General features: G+C 71.3%; 12 protein-coding genes and 1 pseudogene. 5 read left to right on the top strand and 8 right to left on the bottom strand.

All coding sequences use genetic code 11. From position 1 onward, the window contains the following. Window positions 1-42: 42 nt before the first annotated feature. Window positions 43-672 carry a TetR/AcrR family transcriptional regulator gene (locus tag AB0958_RS36880; RefSeq protein ID WP_366894840.1) on the bottom strand — a complete coding sequence of 210 codons (630 nt, stop codon included), beginning with the start codon at window positions 670-672 and terminating at the stop codon, window positions 43-45. A gap of 121 nt (window positions 673-793) precedes the next feature. On the opposite strand from AB0958_RS36880, the gene AB0958_RS36875 reads away from it, so the two are divergent. The 3 genes from AB0958_RS36875 (at window position 794) to AB0958_RS36865 (ending at window position 3,506) form a co-directional block, all read left to right on the top strand. Continuing rightward, a complete protein-coding gene (locus AB0958_RS36875) occupies window positions 794-1,420 on the top strand; it encodes an alpha-ketoglutarate-dependent dioxygenase AlkB (RefSeq protein ID WP_366894839.1) in 627 nt (208 codons plus the stop codon). Between the two features lie 87 nt (window positions 1,421-1,507). Continuing rightward, a complete protein-coding gene (locus tag AB0958_RS36870; protein WP_366894838.1) occupies window positions 1,508-2,260 on the top strand; it encodes an MBL fold metallo-hydrolase in 753 nt (250 codons plus the stop codon). 10 nt (window positions 2,261-2,270) lie between these two features. Then, window positions 2,271-3,506 carry a DUF4032 domain-containing protein gene (locus AB0958_RS36865; RefSeq protein ID WP_366894837.1) on the top strand — a complete coding sequence of 412 codons (1,236 nt, stop codon included), beginning with the start codon at window positions 2,271-2,273 and terminating at the stop codon, window positions 3,504-3,506. Window positions 3,507-3,577: 71 nt separating this feature from the next. On the opposite strand, the gene AB0958_RS36860 is transcribed toward AB0958_RS36865, so the two are convergent. The 7 genes and pseudogenes from AB0958_RS36860 to AB0958_RS36830 form a co-directional block, all read right to left on the bottom strand. After that, window positions 3,578-4,447, bottom strand: a complete 870-nt coding sequence (locus tag AB0958_RS36860; RefSeq protein WP_366894836.1) for a universal stress protein — start codon at window positions 4,445-4,447, stop codon at window positions 3,578-3,580. Between the two features lie 216 nt (window positions 4,448-4,663). Then, the gene (locus tag AB0958_RS36855; protein ID WP_366894835.1) at window positions 4,664-5,050 is read right to left on the bottom strand and encodes a TraR/DksA C4-type zinc finger protein; all 387 of its coding nucleotides are present in this window, start codon (window positions 5,048-5,050) and stop codon (window positions 4,664-4,666) included. A gap of 43 nt (window positions 5,051-5,093) precedes the next feature. After that, window positions 5,094-6,164, bottom strand: a complete 1,071-nt coding sequence (locus AB0958_RS36850) for an NADH:flavin oxidoreductase/NADH oxidase (RefSeq protein ID WP_366894834.1) — start codon at window positions 6,162-6,164, stop codon at window positions 5,094-5,096. A 716-nt stretch (window positions 6,165-6,880) separates the two neighbouring features. Beyond that, window positions 6,881-8,098, bottom strand: coding sequence for a M23 family metallopeptidase (locus AB0958_RS36845; RefSeq protein ID WP_366894833.1), 1,218 nt, complete (start codon window positions 8,096-8,098; stop codon window positions 6,881-6,883). A 401-nt stretch (window positions 8,099-8,499) separates the two neighbouring features. After that, on the bottom strand, window positions 8,500-11,745 hold the full coding sequence (locus AB0958_RS36840) for a TIM-barrel domain-containing protein (protein ID WP_366894854.1): 3,246 nt from the start codon (window positions 11,743-11,745) through the stop codon (window positions 8,500-8,502). Window positions 11,746-11,783: 38 nt separating this feature from the next. Beyond that, window positions 11,784-12,221 (bottom strand): annotated as a pseudogene (locus AB0958_RS36835) (hypothetical protein); the annotation flags it as partial. Window positions 12,222-12,407: 186 nt separating this feature from the next. Beyond that, complete coding sequence (locus AB0958_RS36830) at window positions 12,408-13,421, bottom strand: LacI family DNA-binding transcriptional regulator (protein WP_366894832.1); 1,014 nt, start codon at window positions 13,419-13,421, stop codon at window positions 12,408-12,410. 156 nt (window positions 13,422-13,577) lie between these two features. Between AB0958_RS36830 and AB0958_RS36825 the strand changes: the two genes are divergently transcribed. Both AB0958_RS36825 and AB0958_RS36820 read left to right on the top strand, forming a co-directional pair. Further along, on the top strand, window positions 13,578-16,193 hold the full coding sequence (locus AB0958_RS36825; RefSeq protein WP_366894831.1) for a PA14 domain-containing protein: 2,616 nt from the start codon (window positions 13,578-13,580) through the stop codon (window positions 16,191-16,193). Window positions 16,194-16,586: 393 nt separating this feature from the next. After that, complete coding sequence (locus AB0958_RS36820) at window positions 16,587-18,308, top strand: ricin-type beta-trefoil lectin domain protein (RefSeq protein ID WP_366894830.1); 1,722 nt, start codon at window positions 16,587-16,589, stop codon at window positions 18,306-18,308. Window positions 18,309-18,430: the final 122 nt, after the last annotated feature.

Below are 18,430 nucleotides of genomic sequence, written 5' to 3'. Positions count from 1 at the left end.
GTTGCCTTTCTCATGGGGGAGGCTGACATGGGCGAGCTGATCTCATCGGGGGCTCGGCCCGGAGGTCTCGCTCGGGGCGCTGCCGTCGGTCAGCAGCGCGGTGAGCAGTTGCTTGAGCCAGGCGCGGGCCTGGGCCACGTCCCGGTCGAGCAGCAGTTGGGTGGTGACGCCGTCGTAGGCCGCGACCACGGCGTGGGCGGCGGAGTCGGCGCCACCGAGGACGGCGGGGAGCGGGGCCCGGGAGAGCCGGTCGGCGATGGCGTGGCGCAGTCGGGCGCGGTGGTCGAGGAGGGCCCCGGCCACGGCCGCGTCCCGGGCGGCGTGCACCAGGAAGTCCGTCTTCACGAGCAGCCAGTCCACGTCGAGGAGGAGCACCTCGGTGACCCGGTCGACGGAGGCGGGCACGTCGAGGCCGGGTCCGTCGAGGGCGAGCGCGTCGGCGACCTGCCGGCCGATGAGGTCGGCCCGTTCCTGGTAGAGGGCGAAGAAGAGTTCGTCGAGGGTGGCGAAGTTGGAGTAGAAGGCGCCCCGGCTGAACCCGGCGGCCTCGCAGACCTCCTCGATGGAGACCCGTCCGAAGCCCTTGGCGGCGAACACGGTGAACGCGGCGTCGAGCAACCGGGCCCGGGTCCGCACCCGGCGCCGGGTCACACGCTGGGGCGCGTCGTCCACGGGCACGTTCCACCTCCGATCGATACACGAATGTATCGGATACATGAATGTATCGAAAGGGCGGCCGGGACCCCACCGTTCGAACCAGAACAGATTTTCGATTAAAGGGTAGGCTGGTCGCATGGCCACGCACCTCCAGGGCTCCCTGTTCGACCAGACCGACGAACTGCGCCTCGGCCCCCTCGACCGGGTCCGCAGGACCGTGCTGGGCTCCGGCGCCTGGATCGACGTCCTGCCCGGCTGGCTGACCGGCGCCGACGAGCTGTTCGAGCGGCTCGCGGCCGAGGTCCCCTGGCACGCCGAGCGGCGCACGATGTACGACACCGTGGTGGACGTACCGCGCCTGCTCGCCTTCTACGGCGCGGCCGACCCGCTCCCCCATCCGGTCCTCACCGAGGCCCGCGAGGCACTCACCCGGCACTACGCCGACGAACTGGGCGAGCCGTTCACCACGGCCGGGCTCTGCTACTACCGCGACGGCCGGGACAGCGTCGCCTGGCACGGCGACCGGATCGGCCGGGGCGCGCGGCAGGACACCATGGTCGCCATCCTCTCCGTGGGCGAGCCCCGGGACCTGCTGCTGCGCCCGCTGGGCGGCGGCCCCTCCCTCCGGCGCCCCCTGGGGCACGGCGACCTGATCGTGATGGGCGGTTCCTGCCAGCGGACCTGGGAGCACTGCGTGCCGAAGACGGCGCGGGCCGCCGGGCCGCGGATCAGCGTGCAGTTCCGGCCGCACGGGGTGCGCTGAGTCCGGTTCCCGGCCGACCGCCGGACGGCCGCATGTGGTTGGCTGTCCTCCGTTTCGATCTGTACGCACGGGCGAGCCGGGGAGATCATGCGGGCCGAGGTACACGAAGTCGCCAAGGGCATCTATCTGGTGCACGGCAACCACACCAACTGGGTGATCCTCAAGGACGGTGACGCCGTCACCCTGGTGGACACCGGCTACCCCGGGGACCGGCAGGGACTGCTCGACTCCCTCGCGGAGGTGGGCGGTTCGCCGGAGGCGCTGACGGCCGTACTGATCACCCACGCGCACAACGACCACCTCGGCTCCGCCGAGTACCTGCGCGACACGTACGGCGTCCCCGTCTACCTGCACGAGGCCGAGGTCCCGCACGCGCGACGGGACTACCTCCAGCAGGTGGCGGTCGGCGAGGTACTGAAGAACGCCTGGCGGCCCGGGGTGGTGCCGTGGCTGGTGCACGTGCTGCGGGTCGGCGGCACCGAGCAGCACCCGGTCACCGCGCCCGAGGCGTTCCCGGCCGCCGTGGGCGGCGCCCTCGACCTGCCGGGCCGGCCGGTCCCGGTGCACACCCCCGGCCACACCGACGGGCACACCGTCTACCACCTGCCCGACGCCGGCCTGGTGATCTCCGGTGACGCCCTGGTCAGCGGCCACCGGACCTCGCGGGTGAAGGGCCCGCAGCTGCTGCCCGACATGTTCCACCACGAGCGGGCCCGCGCGGTCGCCTCGCTCGACGTCATCGCGGCACTCGACGCCGACGCGCTGCTGCCCGGGCACGGCCCACTGCACCGGGGGTCCGTGCAGGCGGCCGCCCAGCAGGCCCGCGAACGCGCCGTCTAAGGTTCGGGACATGGCACTGCAGATCAGCGCGACCAATCCGGAGCACCCGGCACTCCTGCTGGAACTCCCCTGGGACGTGCCGCTGGAGGAGTGGCCCGAGGAGTACCTCGTGCCGCTCCCCCGTGGCATCTCCCGGCACGTGGTGCGCTACGCCCGCGCGGGCACCGAGGTCATCGCGGTGAAGGAGCTCGCGGAGCGCCCGGCGCTGCGCGAGTACGAGCTGCTGCGCGACCTGGACCGGCTCGCCATCCCGGCGGTCGACCCGCTCGCGGTGATCACCGGCCGCACCGACCCGGACGGCGAACCGCTGGAGTCGGTGCTGGTCACCCGGCATCTGGGCGGCTCGATGCCGTACCGCTCGATGTTCGAGACGACCATGCGGCCCGCCACCATGCACCGTCTCATGGACGCCCTGGCGGTCCTGCTCGTACGACTGCACCTGGCCGGCTTCGCCTGGGGCGACTGCTCGCTGTCCAACACCCTGTTCCGGCGCGACGCGGGCGCCTACGCGGCGTACCTGGTGGACGCCGAGACCGGCGACCTGCACCCGCAGCTGAGCAACGGACAGCGCGAGTACGACCTCGACCTCGCCCGGGTCAACATCAGCGGGGAACTGCTCGACCTGGAGGCGTCCGGGGCGCTGCACCCGTCGCTGGACCCGATCGAGTTCGGGTTCGAGATCTGCACCCGGTACGGCGACCTGTGGGGGGAGCTGACCCGGACCTCGGTGTATCCGGCGGGCAAGTACCAGTACATCGAGCGCCGGATCCGGCGGCTCAACGAACTCGGTTTCGACGTCGCCGAGATGCAGATCGAGCACTCCTCCAACGGCGACAGCGTCACCTTCGTGCCGAAGGTCGTCGACGCCGGCCACCACCAGCGCCAGCTGCTCCGGCTCACCGGGCTGGACGCCGAGGAGAACCAGGCGCGGCGGCTGCTGAACGACCTGGAGAGCTGGATGGCCACCCAGGACGACTACGCCCCGGGCGACCCCCTCGCCGCCCGCCCCGAGGTCCTGGCCCACCGGTGGGTGCGGGACGTCTTCCGCCCCACGGTGCGGGCCGTGCCGCTGGAGCTGCGCGGCTCCATGGACCCCGCCGAGATCTACCACGAGCTGCTGGAGCACCGCTGGTACCTGTCCGAGCGGGCCCAGCACGACATAGGCCTGGACGTCGCGGTCGAGGACTACATCGAGAACGTGCTGCCCAAGGCCCGGGAGACGCTGGAGCCGGTCACCCCGGAGTGAACCCCGAGCTCACCCCGAGCGAGCCTCGGGGTGAGCGGCGGGGTGAGCGGCGGGGTGAGCGGCCGGGCCGGTCAGTCGTGCGGCACGACGGCCACCGGGCAGTCGGCGTGGTGCAGCACTCCGTGCGCGACCGAGCCGATGCGGGCGCCGACCGCCGTCCGGTGGGCGCGCCGGCCCACGACCATCAACTGTGCACGTCCGGCCACCGACAGCAGCACCTGGCCGGCGCTGCCCATCTCCACGTGCTCGGCGACCGGCACCGCGGGGAACCGCTCCCGCAGCGGCCGCACGGCGTCGGCCAGCGCCTTCCTCTCGTACGGTTCCAGGCCCCCGGCCTCCTCCAGCAGCTTCGTCGAACCCGGGCTGTAGGCGAAGACGGGCGGCAGTGTCCAGGCCCGGACGACCCGGACCGCCGCCCCGCGGGCCGCCGCCGTCCCGAAGGCGAACTCCAGCACCGCCGCGCTGTCCTCGGGGCCGCCCTGCTGACCCACCACCACCTCCCGGCCGGCGGCCTCCGCGGCGGGCCGGTCCCCGGCGCGGACCAGAACGACCGGACGGGCCGCCTCGGCTATCACCTGCTGGCCGACGGAGCCCAGCAGGAACCCGACGACCGGCCCGTGCCCGCGCGAGCCCAGCGCCAGCAGCTCGGCCCCGGCGGCCGCGTCCACGAGCACCTCCACCGGGGCGCCCTCCACTACGTCGACACTCACCGTGAGGTCGGGATACCGTCCGGTGACGGCCCGCACCGACTCGCTCACGCCCTCGGACACCCACCCGCGCTGGGCGTCCCGATCACCGGCGAGCGCCTCGTGCTCCTCGTACCGCCAGGCGTGCACCACCCGCAGCGGCAGCCCCCGCCGGACCGCCTCGCGAGCGGCCCAGTCCAGAGCCGCGAGACTCTCCTGCGTACCGTCGACCCCTGCCGTGATCGGGCGTGTCATGCACCGGCCTCCTCGTCGGTTCCACGTGTGCGTGATCAGTGTTCCGCACGGACGGATGCCCGCTGTGCACGGAAGTACAAGAACGCAGGCCACCGCTCGAACACACGACGGGGCGGGAACCGGTGCGGCCGCCACGCCCCTCCCGGAGCGGGCACCGGTCCGTTGGAACCAACGGTCGGGGCGGGGCGACATGCGGCGCCCTCGAGCGTGCGCGCTTCAACGAGACACAGACGCGCAGCTCACACAGGTTTTCGCCGCCGGGCGGACTTCGAGGCGCCCCGTCGGGATCGGCTCACCGCATTGCTCGCAGCGTCCGTAGTCGCCTCTTTCCAGTCGCTCCAGGGCGTGATCGAGATCGTCCAGATGCTCCCGCGCCTGGGACAGCAGGGCGGCGACGTGCGCCCGCTCGAAGGCCGTGCTCGCCCCCTCCGGGTCGTGTTCGTCGTCAATGGCCACCAAGGCGTTCGCCTCGACGATCCCTTCGTACTCACGGCTCAGGGCGGATATCTGCCGCAGTGTGCCGACACGGTCGGCCGCCAGCACCGCACGTATCGACTCGTTCGGAGGTACGGGAAAGGCGGCATTACCGCATTGATCCGTCATAGCGGAGGAAACCTCTCCGTCTTGGGTCCCATTCCCGGCTGCGTCAGCCGTGACGTGGGCGCCCACGCTCGTACTGCTTCGGCCAGGGAACGTCGTCACGGAGCACGTGGGCCGCCCGGAGCGGCCAGGTCGGGTTGCGCAGCAGTTCGCGCGCGAGCATGATCGCGTCAGCCGAGCGGTCCACGAGGATCTGGTCGGCCTGCTCCGGTGCGGTGATCAGGCCGACCGCGGAGACGGGCAGGGCCGCGCCCTCGCGGACAGCTCGGGCGAAGGGAACCTGATAGCCGGGCTCCACTTCGATACGGGCGTTGTGGACGAGGCCGCCGCTGGTGACATCCACCAGATCGACGCCGTGGGCCACCAGGTGCCGCGACAGCTCGACCGTCTCTTCCGGTGTCCAGCCGCCGTCGGCCCAGTCCGTGGCCGAGAAGCGTACGAACAGCGGGCGGTCCTCCGGCCACTGCGCCCGTACGGCGTCGGTGACCTGGACGAGGAAACGGCTGCGCCCGGCGAGATCGCCTCCGTACTCGTCGCCGCGGTGGTTGGACAGCGGCGACAGGAACTGGTGCAGCAGATAGCCGTGCGCAGCGTGGATCTCCAGGACCTCGAAGCCGGCTGACAGCGCCCGCGCGGCGGCCTCGCCGAAGGCCCGGACCAGAGCGCGGATGTCGTTCGCGCCGAGCTCTCGTGGGGCCGGCCAGTCCCCGAACGGCAGCGGTGACGGTGCCACCGTCTGCCAACCTCCGGCCTCCGGTTCGACGTACCCGCCTCCGCCCCAGGGCGGTGCCGTCGACGCCTTGCGGCCGGCATGAGAGATCTGGATGCCGGCAACGGCCCCCTGCCCATGGACGAAGTCGGTGATCCGCTTGTACGCGGCGGCCTGCCCGTCATCCCAGATGCCGGCGTCGGACGGGGTGATCCGGCCCTCCGGTTCCACTGCCGTGGCCTCTTGCATGACCAGGCCGGACCCGCCACGTGCCAGGGAACCGAGATGGACCAGATGCCAGTCCTGCGGATAGCCGCCTACCGAGCTGTACTGGCACATCGGGGCCACCCAGGCCCGGTTGGGAAAGGTCGTGCCGCGGAGGGTGAGCGGTGAGAAGAGACGGCTCATCGGGGGCCTCGCAGGGGGGATGTCGGACGCCGGGTGCTCCCGCAGCCGTCGAGCCGTGACGGTTCGGGCTCCTGCGGGCGCCCCTCACGGTGGGTGCAGCCGAGTACCCGGCCGCTGGTGGCACAACCACGGCCAGGGGTGCTCACCCACGCGGATGTCCCGGCACGGGGCGGTCCCGGGCCGTGGCCGGGTGAGGCGGCATACCGCCGAAGACGTCGACGCGCGCCGGCATCGCCGCGATCGTTCGGGAAAAGGGCCCGGCATCGGTGCGGTCACCTTCGCGAACCGTGAGATCAAGCGGGAGCGGCCCGCACTCCGAGCCGGCCGTAGGCGCGGCGGAGCGTCTGGCACGCGTCCACGCACACGTGCGCCGGGACCCCGCCCGTCGGCGAGAGCCACCCCCGGATACGGAGCACCGGTTCCACCGGCTGACACGGTACCGGGGGCCCGCTTCTGCGGCGTTCGGTGCTTCCCGCCCCGCTTCCGCTTCCGCTTCGACACGAGCGAGAGCGCAAAGACCCCAACTGCTCCGGCGAGGCAGAGCACGTTGACCATGCCACCCACGTGACCGGCATGAACCATCCGCCCTGACGTGCGAAAGCCGTCCCGGTGGCGGCGCACTGGGTGCCGTGCACCTTGGTCTTCTGGAAGGCACAGCCGTCGAGGTCGGTGGGCCAGGAATCCCAGAAACCGGGCTTGTCGGGCGAACCGAGGCCTTACGTGCGCACGGTCCGGCCCCGGCACAGCGGGCCGGTGACGCCCGCGAACTGAAGATCGAGTCCGAGGCCGTCGCGCTCGGCATGGATGTGCAGGTGGGGCTCCGTGCTGTTGCCGGAGTTGCCGACCTCGCCGAGCAGCTGCCCGGCGTGCACAGGATCGCCCGTCCTCACCGTCACGGTGCCGCGACGCAGGTGAGCGAGCTTGACGATCTCGGCGCCGGTGTCGATGAACACGTGGTTGCCATAGGGAGGTTGGTATCGGATCGTGCCGGGTTCCTGGTCGTCGAGGTGATCGGCGGCGGAGACGACCGTGCCGTCACACGGAGCGTAAAGGCTCTGCCCGTACACGAGATAGCTCTCGTTCTCCCCGCGCAGGCCGGTGCCGCGTGCGCGCGCACCGCCCGGACCGATCTGGATCACGTCCAGAGCGCCGCGCTGCTCGGGAAAGGACGCGTGATGGTTCAGGCGGGCCCCGCCGCCCTGCGCGACATACCACTTGCCGTTCCGCAGGGGGAAGGTGAGAGGCCGGGACACGTCGGTCCCCCAGCGGTGGCGGCGCGCCCGGAGCAGGAACCATCCGATGCCGGCGAGCAGGGCCACGCCCACCACCAGTTCGGCCTCACCGCGGCCCGACGCGGGCAGTCTGGGCAGCCGGCAGGCGGAGGCAAGGGCCACCAGCGCGCCGGCCTCCACGCACCGGCGTATCCACCAGGGCAGCCGAGCCGGGGCGTGCCGGCCCTCCATGAGCAGGTAGCCGGCCGCGACGATGAGCAGACGGCCGCACCAGGCGAGGCGGGAAGGAGCCTGCCAGCACGCGTCGATGCGCGCGGCGAGCAGCAACACCCACACGGTCCACACCAGGGCGGCCCGCGCCCCGTGCGGGACGCGCAGCCGCGGCACGCGGTACGGGCCCGGGGCGATCAGCAGCCCGTCGAGCACCTGGCCGTCGCGTGTGGTGGCGAAGGCGAGGGCACGCCCCCTGGTGCCTTCGATCACCAGCCCGTCGGGATGGTCCCGTACCCCGGTGATCTCGCCGACGCGTTCGCGGGTGCCGTCCAGGATCTGGTCGAGCCGCTCACCTCCCACGGCGGCCACGACCCGCGGGGCGAGCACCTCCCGCTGTGCGCGTTCGGCGGTGAGGAACCCGAACAGCAGGTCGGCCACCGGCTGTCCCGTCCGGCGGGGTTCCGCCGGTGTTTGCGCTGTCTCAGGCACCGGTCGCACCGTCCCTGTCCGCCGCCACCGCCACCGCCACGGATGTCATGCCTCGTGCCGGCCGCAGGGGCCTACAGCGCTGCACGAGGCGGTCCTTGACGGACCGGTGGCGCCGCGCGATCGACCTGTAGTCCTCGTCGCGCAGGCACGTGCAGTCCGCACCGGTCATCAACAGCCCTAAGCACACCAGCCCCATGCACGTCATCATGCCCAAGTGCACGCCCTCCAGGGCCAGGGCGTCGGCCTTTCGGATCCAGGAACGGGCGGACCAGCTCGAAGACGCAGTACGCCGCCCTGCTCGACGACGTCTTCGGGGTCCCCGGTCCTGGCCGACGAGGAGCGGTGACCGGGGGCAGACCTGGGCACGCCGACCGTGCCGAGGTCTGCCGGGCCATGGCGTGCTATCGGTACGAGACGGCCGTGGCGGTGCGGATGCTCCGCGGGGGCAGGGTGACCCGCAGTACGTGGGTGTCGGCGTCCCAGTGCCAGGCCGTGGTCGCCAACCGGGCACCGCCCGCGCTCACTCGGCTCGGTGCTGCGCCGACGCCGAGGAAGGACACGGTCCAGGTACGGCGGCCCACCTGTCCGGGGAAGGTTCCCCTGGTGGGTGCGATCGTCAGCAGGTGGGTGTCCTGGTGCTCGGCGTAGCGGATCCGGGTGGTCGCCGTACGTCCGGGGTTCGCGGTCGTGCCGTCGTCCTCGTAGAGGGAGTACGTGCCGGACGTTCCGGGTGCCACGGTGACGGTGACCTTGTCGAGCGGGCTGCGGCTGTCGTTCGGCACGTTGTCGGAGCGGGTGGTGACGATGCCGCCCGCTCGGACGAAGACCGGCATCGTGTCGAGGGTGGTCGTGATGGCGTAGGTTGCTCCGCCGGTGGGTGCGGTGTAGGTACGGCCGGTGAAGTAGTCCGTCCACCGTCCCGGCGGGAACCAGACCGAGGTGGTCGTGTCGGTGCCGGGGGTGGTGACGGGGGCGACCAGCATGTCGGGGCCGTAGAGGTACTCGCTGTCCGCCTGCGTGTAGGCGTTCTCCTCCTCCGGGTACTGGAGGTACAGCGGGCGGACGATCGGGGTGCCGGTGGTGTCGGCCTGCTGCGCCAAGGTATACGTGTAGGGCACGAGCGCCTCGCGCAGCCGGAGGAACTTCTCGGCGGACTTCTGCGCTTCGGGGCCGTACTGCCACGGCAGGCGGTCGCTGTGGTTGCTGTGCAGCCGGTCGACGGGCTGGAAGGTGCCGAACTGCACCCAGCGTGCGTACAGGTCGTCGGGCAGTCTGGTGGTGCGGTGGGTCTGCCCGTTCGTGGTGTACGTCTCGGCTCCGGGGATGCCGTACCCGTCGTTGTGGCCGCCGATGTCGTGGCTGACGGCGGCGAGGCCGGTGGCGGCCGACTCCCCCGGCGTGTAGCCGACTTCGGCGCGCAGGGTGCCCCAGTTCGAGGTGGTGTCACCGGTGAAGTGGAGGGTGCTGCGCTTGTCGGCCCAGGGACCGGTGGGCAGGCCCACGCCGCCGCTGTAACCGCCGGCCTGGAGCGAGCCGTAGGCGCGGGACAGGACGAAGCCGCGGTCGCCGGTCTCGGAGGAGGTGAGGTCGGCGTACTTCTGGTTGATCCACGCGTCCGGGGTGACTCCGGACCGGGAGGAGCGGGAGGTGTCGCAGCACCAGTCGAGCCACCAGAAGTCGTTGCCGGCCTGGTCCATCGGCCGGTGCAGGTCGAGGCAGGCCCTGAGCTGGTCGGGGTCGCCGAAGTCGAAGGTGTAGCAGTCCGCGCCCGCGCTGCCCGCGCAACCACCCTTGCGCAGTCTGCCCTTGGCCGTGGCCTGGGCCTGCGCGAACCGCGGGTCGGTGCCGAGGATGCTCGGGTGCACGTTCAGGGTGTTGTGCAGCCCTCGGCCCGTGGACCAGTCGAAGAAGCCCTTGGGGTCGGGGAACTTGGCCGGGTCGAAGTTCCAGCCGCTCCAGGTGTTGGGCGACTTGAAGTCGGTGTCCGTGACCAGCACGTCCAGGGGGACGTCCGCCGCGCGGAACGCGGGCAGGATGGTGTTCTCGTAGTCGTTCGCGGTGCGGTCGATGTATTCGGAGTACCAGACGCCGTAGGCCCAGCGGGGCAGCAGCTGTGACGGGCCGGTGAGGGTGGCGAGGTCAAAGAGGCCCTGCCGGTAGTCGTGGCCGAAGGCGAAGAGGTAGCCGTCCTGATAGGGGCGGCCGCCATGGGCGGGGCGTGCGGACGCCGTCTCGGTGGCGGTGTCGTAGATCGCGGACGAGGTGTCGTCGAGCAGGTACCAGCCGTCGCGGTGCAGCAGGCCGGGTGTGGTCCAGGGGGCGGGGTCGCTGTCGCCGTTGAGTCCGTCGAGGCTGCGGCGGTAGCCGCCCAGGGCGAGGTGGGGTGCGGGGGCGGGCTCGTCCTGCCGGCTCAGCGCGAGGGTGTCGATGTTGACGTGGCAGCTGCCGGCGTCCGGACAGCTCATGGCGATGTCGTCGGTGCCCGCTTTCAACTGGACGGGGACCGCGGCCGATCGCCAGGTGTCCCAGTTGTCGGTGGCCGGGAGCGTGAGGGTCCCCGGGGGGCCGCTGCCGGTGGCGACGTCGATCGTGCGGGCCTGGTGCAGGCCGTCGCCGCCCGTCCCGTTGGCGTAGCGGAGGTTCAGCACGTACGTGCCGTCCACGGGTACGCCCGTGACGCGGTCCGAGACCCGCGACCCCTGGTTGAGTTCGGCGGTGAAGCCGTAACCGGCATGACCCCGGTGATCCGTGGCGATGACGGCGGATCCCGCCAGGAGGGCGTCCTCGGCCTCGCAACTGGTCCCGAACCGGCAGCCGTTGACCGTGCTCCGTGCTCGGGAGGGGTAGTCCGCTCCGGAGGTGAGCAGGGCGAGGCTGTCGATGTTGACGCTTCCGGAGTCGGCAGCCGCGCGGTGCAGCCGGACGGTGTGCGGGCCGGCGCCGAGCGTGAGCGGCAGCCGGGCCACGCCCCAGGTGTTCCAGTCCGGCGTCGCCGGCAGCGTGAACGTCCGGTCGGCGCCGCCGTCCACGCTGAGGCTGAGCGTGCGGGTCTCGTGCCGGCCGTCGCCGCCGACGGCGTTGGCGTAGCGCACGGCGAGGTCGTAGGTGCCGGAGGTCGCTGAACTCATGTCCACGGAAACGGAGTTGTTCTCGACCTCGAATCCGGCGAGGAAGCCCTTGCCGGTGAATCCGCCGTGGTCGGCGGCGAGACCCGGACCGTCGTACTGCTGGTCCTCGGCCTCGCACAGGGCGCCCACGGCGCAGACGTCGTGCTGCCAGGGCGCCGCCAGCACCGGCGTCCGGCCGGCCTTGAAGGACGTGGTCAGGTTGTCGGCGTTGAACGGGCCGGAACCGACCCGGTAGCGCAGCGTCATGCCGCTGGTGGTGATGGTCAGGACGCCGTCGCGCACGGACGAGGTGTAGGGCGGCGGGGTGAAGGAGTCCCGGCCGATCGCGTTGAAGGTGGCACGGTCCTCGAAGTGGTCGTCTCCGGAGTACTCGGTCCGGATCAACGTCGGTGACAGGACCTCGAATCGGGCGTCGGCCACGCTCACCGTGGCGGTGCGCGCCCTGTGGTGCGCGGAGCCCGCTGCCGCGACGCCCGGCGTGCCCAGGCAGAGCCCCGCCAGCGCGCCGGCCACCACCATCGCGGTCGGCGTGCGGCGGGATCTCGACGAGAAACGTTTCACAGCACTCTCCGTCTCCGGCCCAGCCAGGTCTGGGCGACGACCACCACGGCCAGGAAGGCACCGCTGACGACCTGCTGGTAGGCGGAGTCGAGCGAGCCGATCTGGCTGATCACGTTCTGGATGACTTTCAGGAGCAGCACGCCGACCAGGGAGCTGCACGGAGACCTTCGTACGGGCCACCGGAGCGCCCATCAGGGCTCCCCCGTCCTCGTTGCCCCCGTCCTCGTTGCCGCCGACCTCGTTGCCGCCGACCTCGTTGCCGCCGACCGCGTGGACGTACTGCCCGAATCCGGTCCGGCGCAGTACGACGGCGCCGAGCACAACAGGGTCACGGTGATCCACACGGGCACGTCGATGCCGAGCGGCGAGCCTTGGCCGATCAGTCCGCAGACGGCGAGCGGCAGCAGCAGGGCGAGGGCCGTGCCGTACCGAGAAGTGTTCGGGCGGAGGTGCGACGGGCAGGTGCGGTGGGCTTCACGAGTGTCCCCAAACGGCACGGCCCCGGAGCTGAGAGCGCTCTCGGGGGAGACTTGCTCTTGCGTCGATTCGCGTGCTCGTCGTTCAGGAGAGGTTTTTACATCGTTGGAAGGGTCGTGTAAAGCCCTCCGTCCGAAATCTCGTCAGCGTCGGCCCAAGGTGCTCTCCCGCTCCACCAGCTCGAATTCCGCGCTCAGTTCGCGGCCGCCGGGCTCCGCACGACCCGACAGGCTGCACAGCAGCGAGGCCACGGCCATCTTCGCGATGGCCTGCTTGTCCGGTGACACCGTCGTCAGGGTGACGGCGCCGAAGCGGCCCTCCGCGATGTCGTCGAAGCCGACCACCGCCACGTCCCAGGGCACCCGCAGACCTCGCTCGTGCAGCACCCGCATCGCGCCGATCGCGATCAGGTCGTTGAAGGCGAAGACGGCGTCCGGACGCACGCCGGAGTCCAGCAGCTCGGCCATGGCCCGCGCACCGTCGTCGCGGTCCCAGCCGCCGACCGGCACCACCAGGCTGTCCGGCGCGGGCACCCCGGCCGCCGCCAGTTCCGCACGCCACCCGTCAAGGCGCAGGTGGGCGGGGCGGTTCACGGAGTCGGTGCGCACCCCGAGGTAGGCGATCCGGCTCCGGCCGCAGTCCAGCAGATGGCGTACCGCGCACCGGGCCGCCGCCACGTTGTCGATCGCGATGTGGTCGAAGGGCAGGCCGTACTCGCGCTCGCCGAGCAGCACCAGCGGCACGTCGTCCGGCCGCCCCCGCAGGTCCTCGGCCTCCAGGGTCAGCGGGCTGAGTATCAGTCCGTCGATCACCCCGCCGCGGAAACCCTGGCTGACCAGGATCTCCTGTTCGCGCTCGCCCCGCGTGTGGTCGAGCAGGACGGTGAGCTCGTGCTCCGCAGCCGCGTCGATCACCGCGCCGGCCAGTTCCGCGAAGTACGGGTTGCCGAGCTCGGGAACAGCGAGCGCGATGATCCCCGTCCGGCCCTTGCGCAGATGTCGCGCCGTCAGGTTGGGCCGATAGCCCAGCTCGTCGATCGCCGCCTGCACCCGGGCGCGCATGGCGGGGGTGACGTGCGGATAGTGGTTCACCACGTTGGACACGGTCTTGATCGAAACGCCCGCGCGTTCCGCCACGTCCCTCAGGCTGACCCGCAAGGGATCTCCTCAGCGTCGATGAGTGCCTCACATCCCCGGATCGTCATGTCCCTGGACACAGGTCGAGAGCCGTGCTCTCATGCCAACTGCCGTTCCTTCCAACGTTGTACAGACTGAAGCAACGAGCCGCCACCCTTCCTCACCCAAGGAGGATTCGTGCGCATCAGACCTCTCGGCCCACGCCTTGCCCTGCTGCTCGCCGCGGCACTGGGCCTGGCCGGCCTCACCGCGCCGCCCGCTGCCACCGCCGCCTTGGCGGCCGACGATCCCGTCGAGGTCCACGGCCTCAGGGGCGACTACTACACCCAGTCCGCCCCCGGCGCCTTCGACTTCCACGAGCTGAAGGCCACCGGCTTCGACCCGAACCTCGACTTCGACACCCTGGAGCCGCGCCTGAACTTCGCCACCGGACAGTCGGACGACGTCTCTGTCCGCTGGACCGGGAAGATCGTCCCGGAGAAGACCGGCCCCACCACGTTCTCCGTCATCGGCGACAACGGCTTCCGCCTGTGGGTGGACGGTCGGCTGGTCATCGACCACTGGGTGGACGACTGGGACATCGAACAGACGGGCCAGCCGGTCGAGTTGACCGCGAACCAGGCGTACGACATCAAGGTCGAGTACTTCGAGCACTACGGCGGCTCCAACCTCCACCTGCGCTGGACCCCGCCCGGCGGCACCAAGACAGCCGTACCGCAGTCAGCGTTCCGGCTGCCCGACGGCTTCGACTACGACGGCGCCGTCTCGACCGCCGTCCAGGCGAGCGGCCGTACCCTCGCCCTGGAGTTCGCACAGCCGCTCGGCGCGCCGCCGGCCGGTCTCGGCGAGCATCTCGACGCCGTGATCGGGGGCGCCACCTGGCCCCCGGGCGAGGCCCGGCTGGACTCCGCCGACCCCCGGAAGCTGCTGATCACGCTGAAGGAACCCGTCGTCGGCAACAAGACCGGCACCGCGTCCGGCCTCGCCGACGTGCGTTACGACGGTCGGGGCGGACTGGCCGGCACGGATGGCAACGTTGTCAGCTCCTTCTGGAGCAGCGGTCCCAACAAGTCGACGTACGAGTTGCGCACGAAGTGGGCCGACGAGGTGGGGCCGGGCAACGCCCACCCCGAGTACCCGAGGCCCCAGCTCACGCGCGCCGACTGGCAGAACCTCAACGGCACCTGGCAGTTCGCCGCGGCCACGGCGGGCGAGCGGCCGCCGGTGGGCAGGAAGCTCGGCGAGAAGATCCTCGTCCCGTACCCCGTGGAGTCGCAGCTGTCCGGACTCGAACGGCACGAGGACCGCATGTGGTACCGGCGCACCTTCACGGTTCCGGCCGGCTGGAAGATCGGCTCCGGCAAGCGGCTACAGCTGAACTTCGGCGCGGTCGACTGGCGGGCGGAGGTGTACGTCAACGGCACCAAGGTGGCCGAACACCAGGGCGGCTACGACAAGTTCAGCGCCGACATCACCGACGCGCTGAAGCCCGGCCGCACCCAGGAGCTGATCGTCGGCGTCTACGACCCCACCGACGCGGCCGGCGGCGAGAACCCGCCGGTCGGCAAGCAGCGCCTGGACCCGAGCGGCATCTGGTACACGCCGACCTCCGGCATCTGGCAGACGGTGTGGATGGAGCCGGTGGCCGCCGACCACGTCGACCGGCTCAGGCTCACCCCGGACGTCGACGCCGGCACGCTCACCGTCGAGCCGCAGGGCGTCCGCGACGGCCTGCCGGTCACGGCGACCGCCTACGCGGGCAGGCGCAAGGTGGCCACGGTCACCGGCCGCAGCGGCACACCGCTGACCCTGCGCCTGCACGACCCGCGTCCGTGGTCGCCCGACGACCCGTTCCTCTACGACCTGAAGGTGACCGTCGGGGCCGACCACGTCGGCAGCTACTTCGGGATGCGGTCGGTCAAGGTCGAGAAGGTGAACGGCGTCCCGCGCACCCTGCTCAACGGCAGACCGGTCTTCATGATGGCAACCCTCGACCAGGGCTTCTGGCCTGACGGCCTGTACACCGCCCCGACCGACCAGGCGCTCGCGTACGACCTGAGGATGCACAAGAACATGGGGTTCAACGCGGTGCGCAAGCACATCAAGGTCGAGCCCGACCGCTGGTTCTACTGGGCCGACCGGCTCGGGCTGATGGTGTGGCAGGACATGCCCGCGATGACGGCGGGGGTGAACCCGTCCGCAGCGGCGCGCGCCGAGTACGAGCGCGAGATGAAGCGGATGATCGACGAGCACTACAGCAGCCCGTCGGTCGTCATGTGGGTCACCTTCAACGAGGGCTGGGGTCAGTACGACACGGCCCGCATCGCCGACCAGGCCAAGTCGTGGGACCCGACCCGGCTGGTCGACTCCATGTCCGGGCTCAACCTCGGCGAGGACGGCGGCACCGGCGACATCATGGACGAGCACGGCTACCCCAGTCCGGCCCTGCCGCCGCATCCCGACGGCAGACGCGCCCTGGTCAGCGGCGAGTACGGCGGCCTCGGCCTCGCGGTACCGGGACACGCCTGGTCCGTGCAGCAGTCGTACGTCGACGTCGACCCGGCGAGCTACACCGACGACTACCTGGCCAAGCTCGCCGAGGTGCACGCGCTGGCCTGCCAGGGCGGCAACGGCGCGGTGTACACCCAGATCTCGGACGTCGAGGGCGAGCTCAACGGCCTGCTGACGTACGACCGCAGGGTCGTCAAGCCCGACGTCCGACGGCTCAGGACGGCCCAGCAGGCGCTGATCTCCGACGCCTCACGGGCCACCCCGGCCGGGTGCACCGCCTGACACCCGCCCGGATTCGGCGCACGCCTCCCCGCGCAGCGCCGACTCTCCTGCGCCATCCATGAAAGGAGTGCGGTCCGCCGCCGCCCGAACGGCGGCGGACCGCCCCGTTGCTCCTGCGCACCCCCTGGACACGGCCCCCGGTCCGTGCTGTCATGCCGATTGGTCTCTACCTTTCAACGTTGCACTGTCCCAGGCGCCTCAGTGCCCCGCGCACCGGCCCTGGTCCCCGCACGTCCCGGATCGTGCCAGGAGGCTCCCCCATGCCCCTGAACCGCGGACACCGCGTCACCGGCACGCCCACCGCCGCGGGGCGGGCGGTCCTCCGCTCGCCATGACCATCCCTGCCCGGGTGGCGCCCCTCTCCCCCACCGCCTTTCTCTGGAGGTCAGGTACATGACACTGACAGGACCGCTGCGTCGCAGATGGAGAAGGACCCTCGGTCTGATACCCGTGGTCGCACTCGTGGTGGCGGCCACCGTCACCGGGTCGCTCACCGCCCAGGCGGCCGTGCCGCCGACACCGGCGGGCTTCTCGCTCACCTGGAGCGACGACTTCAACGGTGCGTCCGGCACCGGCATCGACCAGAGCCTGTGGAAGTACGACACCGGGCCGGGCAGCAGTTTCGGCACCGGTGAGATCGAGACCATGACCAACAGCACCTCGAACGTCTACTACGACGGCCAGGGCCATCTCGTGCTCCAGGCCCAGCACTCCGGTTCCGACCCGCGCAGTGGATGGTCCTCGGGGCGCGTGGAGACCCAGTCGGCGTCCTTCGGCGCGCCGGCCGGCGGCGTCGTCCGCATCGAGTCCGTTCTCCAGCAGCCCAACGTCACCACCGCCAACGGCGCCGGGTACTGGCCGGCGTTCTGGATGCTCGGCGCACCACTGCGTTCCGGTGTGACCTGGCCGAAGTCCGGCGAGGTCGACGTCATGGAGGACATCAACGGCCGCGGCTCCGTCTTCAGCACCATTCACTGCGGGGTGAACCCGGGCGGCCCGTGCAACGAGTCGACCGGCATCGGTTCGGGTGAGCGCGCCTGCGCCGGCTGCCAGACCGGCTTCCACGACTACGCGGTGGAGATCGACCGCTCCGTGTCACCGGAGCAGATCCGGTTCTACCTCGACGGGAACAACTTCTTCACCGTCAACGCCGGCCAGGTGGACGCGACGACCTGGTCCGACGCGATCGACCACCCCTTCTTCATCATCTACGACCTGGCGATCGGCGGTGGGTTCCCGGACGCGTTCGGCGGGGGCCCGAACGCGGCCACGGTCTCCGGCGGCAAGCTGGTCGTCGACTCGGTGGCCGTGTACAACAAGGGTCCGGGCTCCGGCGGTGGCGGCGGTTCGGTGACCGGCCAGACGATCACCGGCCCCGGCGGCACGTGCGTGGACGTGTCGGGTGACGACACCGGGGGCGACGGCACCGCGGTCCAGCTGTGGGACTGCCAGTCGGCGGCCAGGGACCAGCACTGGACGTGGAGCGGCCAGACCCTGCAGACCCTCGGCAAGTGCCTGGACATAGCGGGCGGCAACAGCGCCGCGGGGACCAAACTGCAGCTCGCCACGTGCAACAGCGGCGGCTACCAGTCGTGGGTGCGGCAGGCCGACGGTACGCTGCGCAATCCGACCAGCGGCCGGTGCATCGACTCGCCGTCGGGCGCCACGGCCAACGGCACCCGGCTTCAGATCTGGGACTGCAACGGCTCCGGCGCCCAGCAGTTCGCCATCGGTACCCCCATCTACGGTCCGGGCGGCAAGTGCGTGGACGTGGCCGGTGACGACACCGGCGGCGACGGCACCGCGGTCCAGCTGTGGGACTGCCAGCAGGCGACCTCGCTCGACCAGAAGTGGACGTGGAACGGCCAGACCCTGCGCACCCTCGGCAGGTGCCTGGACATAGCGGGCGGGGTCAGCACGGCCGGCACGAAACTCCAGCTGGCCACCTGCAACGGCGGGGGCTACCAGAACTGGGTCAGCAACGCCGACGGCTCGCTGTACAACCCGACCACCGGCCGCTGCGTCGACTCACCCTCCGGCGCGACCGCGAACGGCACCCGCCTGCAGATCTGGGACTGCAACGGCTCCGGCGCCCAGCAGTTCGCCCTGGCATGAGCCGGCGGTGCGTGATCCCCGCAGCCAGACCGGGCTGTTCGTGGTCGGCAACACGGCGTCCGCGCTCGCCCCGAACTTCGGCCTGCTCTTCGCCGCCCGATTCCTGGCCGGACTGCCGCACG

This window comes from Streptomyces sp. NPDC006655, from assembly GCF_040703965.1.
Lineage (GTDB): Bacteria > Actinomycetota > Actinomycetes > Streptomycetales > Streptomycetaceae > Streptomyces.
This window is presented reverse-complemented; position numbering and strand designations above follow the sequence as displayed.